This is a genomic window from Methylobacterium sp. (genome assembly GCF_028290105.1).
In the GTDB taxonomy this organism is placed as follows: Bacteria; Pseudomonadota; Alphaproteobacteria; order Rhizobiales; family Beijerinckiaceae; genus Methylobacterium.
Window position 1 is genome coordinate 1 of the sequence record NZ_JAQGKL010000056.1, and the last position, 7,498, is coordinate 7,498.

The 7,498-nt window shown below is 69.8% G+C and carries 10 protein-coding genes and 1 pseudogene; 9 read left to right on the forward strand and 2 right to left on the reverse strand.

Annotated features, from left to right (window positions below; translation table 11 throughout):
• From JWQ05_RS04270 to JWQ05_RS04285, 4 genes are all read left to right on the forward strand, one after another.
• The coding region (locus JWQ05_RS04270) for an HK97 family phage prohead protease (protein WP_299654998.1) at positions 1–347 on the forward strand (347 nt) is incomplete at its 5' end.
• A 316-nt stretch (positions 348–663) separates the two neighbouring features.
• Positions 664–1,917, forward strand: coding sequence for a phage major capsid protein (locus JWQ05_RS04275; protein ID WP_299655022.1), 1,254 nt, complete (start codon positions 664–666; stop codon positions 1,915–1,917).
• A 179-nt stretch (positions 1,918–2,096) separates the two neighbouring features.
• Positions 2,097–3,200 (forward strand): hypothetical protein, encoded by a 1,104-nt coding sequence (locus JWQ05_RS04280; RefSeq protein ID WP_299655001.1) that lies wholly within the window; start codon positions 2,097–2,099, stop codon positions 3,198–3,200.
• Position 3,201: 1 nt separating this feature from the next.
• The gene (locus JWQ05_RS04285; RefSeq protein ID WP_299655004.1) at positions 3,202–3,450 is read left to right on the forward strand and encodes a hypothetical protein; all 249 of its coding nucleotides are present in this window, start codon (positions 3,202–3,204) and stop codon (positions 3,448–3,450) included.
• Between the two features lie 29 nt (positions 3,451–3,479).
• Here JWQ05_RS04285 and JWQ05_RS04290 read toward each other — a convergent pair whose 3' ends face one another.
• Together JWQ05_RS04290 and JWQ05_RS04295 are read right to left on the reverse strand one after the other, a co-directional pair.
• Complete coding sequence (locus JWQ05_RS04290) at positions 3,480–4,271, reverse strand: trypsin-like serine protease (protein WP_299655025.1); 792 nt, start codon at positions 4,269–4,271, stop codon at positions 3,480–3,482.
• A gap of 209 nt (positions 4,272–4,480) precedes the next feature.
• Positions 4,481–5,239 (reverse strand): S1 family peptidase, encoded by a 759-nt coding sequence (locus JWQ05_RS04295; protein ID WP_299655007.1) that lies wholly within the window; start codon positions 5,237–5,239, stop codon positions 4,481–4,483.
• A gap of 52 nt (positions 5,240–5,291) precedes the next feature.
• Between JWQ05_RS04295 and JWQ05_RS04300 the strand changes: the two genes are divergently transcribed.
• From JWQ05_RS04300 to JWQ05_RS04320, 5 genes and pseudogenes are all read left to right on the forward strand, one after another.
• A complete protein-coding gene (locus JWQ05_RS04300; protein WP_299655010.1) occupies positions 5,292–5,855 on the forward strand; it encodes a hypothetical protein in 564 nt (187 codons plus the stop codon).
• Between the two features lie 25 nt (positions 5,856–5,880).
• Entirely contained in the window at positions 5,881–6,237 is a 357-nt protein-coding gene (locus tag JWQ05_RS04305) for a head-tail adaptor protein (protein ID WP_299655013.1), read from the forward strand.
• On the forward strand, positions 6,234–6,686 hold the full coding sequence (locus tag JWQ05_RS04310; RefSeq protein WP_299655016.1) for a DUF3168 domain-containing protein: 453 nt from the start codon (positions 6,234–6,236) through the stop codon (positions 6,684–6,686). Before JWQ05_RS04305 ends, JWQ05_RS04310 begins: the two co-directional genes overlap by 4 nt.
• A gap of 30 nt (positions 6,687–6,716) precedes the next feature.
• Positions 6,717–6,974 (forward strand): annotated as a pseudogene (locus JWQ05_RS04315) (phage major tail protein, TP901-1 family); the annotation flags it as partial.
• 57 nt (positions 6,975–7,031) lie between these two features.
• Positions 7,032–7,498 (forward strand): recombinase family protein (locus tag JWQ05_RS04320; protein WP_299655019.1); only part of this gene is annotated, 467 nt, incomplete at its 3' end.

Genomic DNA, 7,498 nt, shown 5'->3' on the forward strand with positions numbered 1-7,498 from the left:
GCCGCGAATTGCTGGCGCTGCTGCGCGGCGGCGCGATCGACGGATTGTCGATCGGCTATCGCACCGTGCGCGGCCGGATCGATCCGCGAACCCGGGTGCGGGCGCTGCATCAGGTCGATCTGTGGGAGATCTCGATCGTGACGTTTCCGCTGCTCGACGGCGCGCGGGTCAGCGCTGTGAAGCAAGCGCCGGTGTCTCGGTCGCGTTCGCACGCCGAACGCGACTGGGCGATGCTGGCGGGCGCCGCGCCGGCGCCGATCACGCCGCGCCGCGCGCCGTCGGTTTCGCGAATGAATGATCGCGCCGGCCGCAAGACGGCGCTGCGCGGCATCGCGCCGCTGGGGTGAACGATGACCTACGCGTACCGACAGGCAACAAATAACCGGTGAGAGCGGCGTTCAGGGCCGATACATATCGCCGTCATTGAGTGGTGAACGGTTTTCACAACGCCTGGATTTGAAGCCAGAGGAAATGACCGCGCAGCAGGCGCTGATCTGCTGCAGAAATCAGGCGGTCGCAGGACCCCCGGAGTCGCGATTGCATTTGTGCGAGTTTCCAGCGCGCCGTTTCATGACCCATACGCGATCGTCGCCGCCGGGCAAGCCGGCCGCGCGGCATACCGCGCATTCCGACCCCCTTCCACACCCCGAGCAGGAGAAGCAGATGGACTATGATATCGACCACGGCGCGCCCGGCGCCGCGCCGGAACGCAAGGCCGGCCTCGGCGGCGAGCACGACGCCATGATGCGGATGTTCGACGAGTTCAAGTCGGCGAACGACGAGCGCCTCGACCGGCTGGAGCGCCGCCGCGGCGACGTGCTGCTCGACGAAAAGATCGACCGCATCGACGCCGCGATGGACATGCAGATCCGCCGCCTGGACGATCTCGCGCTGAAGCAGGCGCGGCCCGCGCTCGACGGCACCCGGCGCGCTTCGCTCGAAGGCGCGGCGCGCGAGCACAAGAGCGCGTTCGACGCTTATGTGCGCGGCGGCGACGCCGGCGCGTTGCGCGGGCTGGAGACCAAGGCGATGTCGATCGGCTCCAATCCCGATGGCGGCTATCTGGTGCCGCCCGAACTCGAGCGGGAGATCGGCCAGCGCCTCGCCGCGATCTCGCCGATCCGCGCCATCGCCGCGGTGCGCGAGATTTCGTCGTCGATCTACAAGAAGCCGTTCATGACGGCGGGCCCGGCGACCGGCTGGGTCGGCGAGACCGACGCGCGGACGCAAACCGCTTCGCCGACGCTCGATGCGCTGTCGTTCCCGGCGATGGAATTGTACGCGATGCCGGCGGCGACCGCGACCCTGCTCGACGACTCGGCGGTGAATATCGACGAGTGGATCGCCTCGGAGGTCGAGCTGACCTTCGCGGTGCAGGAGGGCGCGGCCTTCGTCAACGGCGACGGCGTCAACAAGCCGAAGGGCTTTCTCAGCTATCCGACGGTTGCGAACGGGTCGTGGAGCTGGGGCAATCTCGGCACCGTGGCGAGCGGCGCGGCCGGCGCGTTTCCCGCCAGCAATGCCTCCGATGTGCTGGTCGATCTGATCTACGCGCTGAAGGCGGGTTACCGGCAGAACGGCAACTTCGTGATGAACCGCAAGACCCAGGCGACGATCCGCAAGTTCAAGGATGGCAACGGCAATTATCTGTGGCAGCCGCCGGCGCAGGCCGGCGGACAGGCGTCGCTGATGACGTTCCCGCTGGTCGAGGCGGAGGACATGCCCGATGTCGCGGCGAACGCGCTGAGCGTCGCCTTCGGCGATTTCAAGCGCGGCTATCTGATCGTCGACCGGGTCGGCGTGCGCGTGCTGCGCGATCCCTATTCGGCGAAGCCCTACGTGCTGTTCTACACGACCAAGCGCGTCGGCGGCGGCGTGCAGGACTTCGACGCGATCAAGCTGCTGTCGTTCGGATGAACCTGAGACCTCCGGGCCGTCGGGCCCGGAGGTGCCTCCTGGAGATCAGCGGATGTTGATTTCAGGGTACAACCTGAGGGTTTCCGATGCGCGCGGTATTGGTCGCTTGAACTTCCCCTTGGCTCACCGGTCGATCTGCCGCAAAACAACCTCAGGTTAATTTTCCCGAGGCGGCAATCATGAAGATCGACGGGGCGGAGAACGCCAAGGCCGAGGTGTTCCTCAAGGCGTTTCGCTACGCCGAAACGATCGGCGCCGCCGCGGCCGACGCGAACGGTCCCACCTTCGCGCCGCTGCCCGGAACGCAAGCCCACGATCAGATCCGGCGCGCCAGACGGGAGGGCACGTTCGATCCCAAGGAGAAGATCGCGGTCGGCATCCTCCGGAAGGAATCGGCGCGCGAGGGTGCCTCGGACCTGAAGGTCGGACTGTTTCTCCAGCATGCCAAGCTGCGGCATCATCCCGTGGTCGAGGCCGCGCAGCGCATCGCGCGGGACGAGATCGAGGTCATCGTGACGGGTCGCGTGCGGCGACAAGGCTCTGCCACGCCGCAACCCTGTCGTCCGCTTCTCATCGGCGAGTCCGTCGGACACGTGCGGGTCAGCGCCGGAACGATCGGATGCTTCGCCGTCGACCCCGGCGGCAATGTCGGCATCCTGTCGAACAACCACATCCTGGCGGCGACCAATGCCGGCCGGATCGACGACGTCATCCTGCAGCCCGGGCGCGCGGATGGCGGACGGGCGCACGACACGGCTCATCACGTGGCGAAGCTGAAATCCTTCATCCCGATCGACTTCGATCCGGTCTCGTTCAATCTCGTCGATTGCGCCTTCGCCCATCTCGACCCGGGTCGGACCTGCGAAGCCCGCAGGGTCGGCCACACGATCCCGGACGGCACGCCCTGGGAGATCGGCGAGATCGAGGATCTGGTCATCGAGCGCATGGAGGTCCGCAAGGTCGGGCGCACGACCCGCAACAGGGAAGGCGTCGTCGAGGCGATCGCGGTGGACAACGTCCGCGTCCAGATGGTCAGCGGTCCTCGACCCAGGTTCGCGATGTTCAACAAGCAGATTGCGATCAGTGGTATGAAGGGTGCATTCTCGAAGGGCGGAGACAGTGGTGCCCTGATCTGCACGAATGAGGGCCGCCCGATCGCGCTTCTGTTTGCCGGGACCGATATCGGCGGACCGAGGGGCGGCGGAATTACATACGGGAACCCGATTCGAACCGTCCTCGATGCCCTCGACCTCGAGATCTACATCCCCGCCGCAGGAGCGTGACATGGTTGCCTCGCGTGACAAACTGCTAGCGTCCCAGCCGGCTGCCGTCGCGGCCAAGGAAGCCTTCGTGGCCGAGTACATCGCGGGCCGGGTCGATTGCTCCGTCGGGCTCGGCGTCAACGAGAGCGGAGACGACTGGACCGTGAAGGTCTTCGCGCAATCCCCCGCCGCGGCCAGGGAATTGCCCGCTCACTTTCGTGATTTCGACGTCGAGGTCCAGGTCACGGGCCCCGCCGTCGCCTACGAGTAGAGGGTTTTCCGAGCCGCGCGGCCGGCGGTTCAGCGCCGGGCGGGCTTGGCCATCCAATCCGAGCGGGTCGCGCCGATCGAGGCGCCGGACGGCATGCGCGCGAATTCGGCGGCGCGCTGGCTGATCCAGCCCGTGTGCTCGCTGGTCGGCGTCACCGCGGTGAAGCCGCCGCAGGCGGTGCGGGCTTTTCTGTCCTGGCGCATGGCGCCGCTCGACCAGCTGACCACGCCGACGACCTGATAGCCGCCGGGGCCGCCCCGCAGGATCGGGCCGCCGGAATCGCCGAGGCAGGCCCCGGCGCCGGCGGTCTCGGCCAGCCGGCGCCGGTCGGTCACCACCGTCACGCGGTTGGCGACCTGCAGGGAGCCGATGGAGACGAGGTGGGCCTGGCGCAGGGTGCGCGCGGTGTTGCGCCGGTTCTCGGCGACCACGCCGAAGCCCGCGATGTCCACCGCGTCGCCGGTGTTGATGGCGCCGCCGCGCGGGTCGAGGGGCTGGAAATCGCCGCCGAGGGGTTCGGCGAGCTTGATCAGCGCCAGGTCGACGCCCGGCTGGTCCTCCGGCGTGGTGCCGGGCACGAAGTCCGGATGCATGGCGGCCGCGATGGCGTTGATGCGGCGCGAGCGGAAGGCCCGGTCCACCGCGACGACGCTGTAGCCGGCTTGGTGCATCACGCAATGCGCGGCGGTGAGCACGAGGTCGCGCGCGATGAGGGTGCCCGAGCAGATCTCGCCCTGCGTGCTCTCGATGCGCACCACCGAGGCGCGCAGGCCGTCGGGATCGCGCGAGACCTCGCCGTTGATGACTGCCGAGGCCGGCATGGGTGCCAAGGCGGCGACGGCCAGGACGCACAGCGCGATCGTGCGGCGCGGACCTTTGGGCTGGGCAAGCGTGCGCAACGCGGTGGGCAGCATCGTGTCTCTCCCGCGTCCGGCGATGTTCTGGACGAGAACCGAAAAAAGCCTATCCCAAGCCAATGGCTCGGCCAAGCTCTGGTTCCGCTCCGCGCGTTCCACCAGAGGTCGCAGCCTCAGGGTTCGGACCAGCGCGCGGACGCGCGCCATCCGGACAGGGTTTGGTCGATCCACGCGCGCTGCGGCCCGAGCAGGACGCCCTGCGAGATGCCGCCGCAGGCCTTGCCCGCGACCCAGGCCGAGACGGCCAGGACCGATGACCCGTCGGTGATCGGGCCGCCGGAATCGCCGTGGCAGGCACTGGCCCCGCCGGGGCCCGCCCCGAGCCAGACCAGGATGCGGCTCGGGCCATGGGGCTCCACCACCCCGAGATCGACGCTGCGATAGGTGCCGGTGCTGCGCGCGTCGGCGGGCGCGGCCACGCCGTAGCCCGCGAGGGTGAGGCGCGTCCCGGCACGCGGCATCGCGGCACCGAGGGAGGCCGGCACGAAGCGGGCCGGTAGCGGCGCCGCGAGGCGCACCAGCGCGAGGTCGATGGAGCGGCGGCGGCCCGCCACCGCGCCGGCATCGTAGCCGGGATGCAAAGCGCGGGCGGCGATCTCGGCGAGCACCGGCGCGCCGGCCTCGTCCTTGTAGTGCACCCGGTGCTCGAGCCCGGCGGCGACGCAGTGCCCGGCGGTGAGGACCGCGTCGGGCGCCACCACGATGCCGGTGCAGACGCCGCCCTTCGAGGACAGCACCATCACGGCCGAGGCCGCCGCCTCGGGGGCGGGATGCCCGCCGACCACCGCCTGCGCGGGGGCGAGCCCGAGCAGGACCAGCGCCAGGGCAGAGGCCGGCGCAGCCCCGAGGCGCGGGCCAGATCCGCGAGCCATGGCGATCCTTTCATCCGGACACCCCACCGGGACGCCCTACAGGGAGACGACGATGACCCCGATACGCGTCGACGCCGCCATCGTCGAGCCGGTGACGCTCGCCGAGATGCGCGGCCATCTCCGCCTCGACCCCGACGACGGCGGGGCCGAGCACGCCCTGGTGGAGCGGCTGATCACGGCGGCCCGGGCTCAGGTGGAAGTCGCCGCGCGGTGCATCCTGGTGCCCGGGCGCTACCGCCTGATGCTCACCGCCTGGCCCCGCGACGGGCGCGTTCCGCTGCCCTTGAGCCCCCTCGTCGCCGTGGGCCGGGCCGGGCTCGTCGACGCCGGGGGCGTCGTCACCGATCTCGCGCCGGGCCTCGTCCGGCTCGGTGAGGACACACGCGAGGCGCCCGGCCTCGTGATCGATCCGGCGGCGCCGTCGCTCCTGAACCGGGCCGCGTTGATCGAGGTCGAGGCCGGCCATGGCGGGGCGGGCCCGCCCGTCCCGCCGGCCCTGGCCCAGGCGATCCGTCTCCTCGTCGCCCACGGCTTCGAGCATCGCGGCGATGCGCCCGGCCCCCCGCCCCCGGCGGTCGCCACCCTCGTCGAGCCGCTGCGGCGGCTGCGGCTCTAGCGCCCTCCCACCGGAGACCTGCCCCATGGTTCAGTCCCTCCCCCGCGCGCCCATCGGCGCGCGGCGCCGACGCTTCGTGCTCGAACGTCCCCTGGAGGAGCCGGACGGCTTCGGCGGCGTGCTGCGCCGGTACGTCGCCGGGCCCCTGCTCTGGGGCGCGATCGAGCCGCTGGGCACCCTCGAGCGGGTGCGCCTCGGGCGCGCGGAGGCGCTCGCCACGCACCGGGTCCGTTTCGCCTACGGCGCCGCGATCACCCCGGCGATGCGGCTCGCGAGCGGCCCGCGCCGCTTCGCCATCCGGGCGGCCGGCGATCCGGACGGGCGCCGGCGCGAGCTGGTCTGCCAGGTGGAGGAACTGATTGCGGAAGGGAGCGCCGCGTGACGCTCGCCCCTTCCCCTTCCCTTCCCCCCTCCCCCACCAGCCCGCTCCTGGCGCTTCGCGCCGCGATCCTCGCCTACCTCGCGGTCGACGCCACCCTGTCGCGGCTGATGGGCGGCGCGTTGCGCCTCACCGACGAGCCGCCGCGCGGGGCGGCCCCGGTCTATGCCCTGTTCGGGGATGCCGAGATCCGCGACGATTCCGTCGACGGCGCCCGGCGCCACCGGCACGATCTCAGCCTGACGGTGTTCGCCAAGCCCGGCTCGACCCGCAGCGCCGTCGATGCCGCCGAGCGCATCGCCGACCTCCTCCACGACGCGCCGCTCAGCCTCGCGGGCCATGCCCTGGTGCGCCTCGATCTCGCCGCCATCGCGGTCCGGCGAGACCTCGCCAGCGGCGAGACCCGCGCCACCCTCACCCTCGGTGCGGTCACCGAGCGCCTGCAAGCTTGAGCACCCCACACCAGAGACAGGAGCCCGACCATGACGGCCCAACGCGGCAAGGACCTGCTCATCCGCATCGGCACCGGTGCCGGCTTCGTCGCCGTGGCGGGCCTGCGCGCCCGCCAGATCGCCTTCAACGCGGAGGCGGTGGACACCACCAACGCCGATTCCGCCGGGCGCTGGCGCGAGCTCCTGGCCGGCGCCGGGGTGCGGCGCGCCTCCCTCTCGGGGGCCGGCGTGTTTCGCGACGAGGCCTCGGACGCCCGCCTGCGCCAGATGTTCTTCGACGGCGTCCTGGAGACCTTCCTATACGTGCTGATTGCACAACGCGGCAACATAAGAGATTAAGTACGTATGAGCGACCCGCAGATCAAACCAGGGAATGTGGCCTACTCGTACATACGAATGAGCACGGACCAGCAGTTGAAGGGTGACAGCCTCAGGCGGCAGACAGAACTCAGTCGGCGTTGGGCCGAACAACACGGGCTGGTGTTGGATGAGAGCCTGCGCGACATCGGCGTGAGCGCCTACAAGGGTAAAAACCGCCGGAACGGCGCATTGGGTCGCTTCATCAACATGGTGGAGAACGGTCGTGTAAAGAATGGCAGTTTTCCGCTCGTTGAGAGCCTAGATCGCCTCTCACGCGATCAGGTTCTTGAAGCGCTTAGCCTGTTTCTGGAGATTATACGTTCGGGCATCACCATTGTGACCTTGACGGATGATCAGACCTACAGCCAGGAAAGCGTCGGAGACGACTGGAGCAAACTCATCATCTCGCTCACCATCATGGCTCGTGCCCACGAGGAGAGCCTGCGTAAAAG

What these genes read in the sequence shown, in the direction of transcription:
- JWQ05_RS04275 (WP_299655022.1), top strand. Translation starts at nt 664, where the DNA reads ATGGACTATGATATCGACCACGGCGCGCCCGGCGCCGCGCCGGAACGC.
- JWQ05_RS04280 (WP_299655001.1), top strand. Translation starts at nt 2,097, where the DNA reads ATGAAGATCGACGGGGCGGAGAACGCCAAGGCCGAGGTGTTCCTCAAG.
- JWQ05_RS04290 (WP_299655025.1), bottom strand. Translation starts at nt 4,271, where the DNA reads ATGCCGGCCTCGGCAGTCATCAACGGCGAGGTCTCGCGCGATCCCGAC.
- JWQ05_RS04285 (WP_299655004.1), top strand. Translation starts at nt 3,202, where the DNA reads ATGGTTGCCTCGCGTGACAAACTGCTAGCGTCCCAGCCGGCTGCCGTC.
- JWQ05_RS04300 (WP_299655010.1), top strand. Translation starts at nt 5,292, where the DNA reads ATGACCCCGATACGCGTCGACGCCGCCATCGTCGAGCCGGTGACGCTC.
- JWQ05_RS04305 (WP_299655013.1), top strand. Translation starts at nt 5,881, where the DNA reads ATGGTTCAGTCCCTCCCCCGCGCGCCCATCGGCGCGCGGCGCCGACGC.
- JWQ05_RS04295 (WP_299655007.1), bottom strand. Translation starts at nt 5,239, where the DNA reads ATGGCTCGCGGATCTGGCCCGCGCCTCGGGGCTGCGCCGGCCTCTGCC.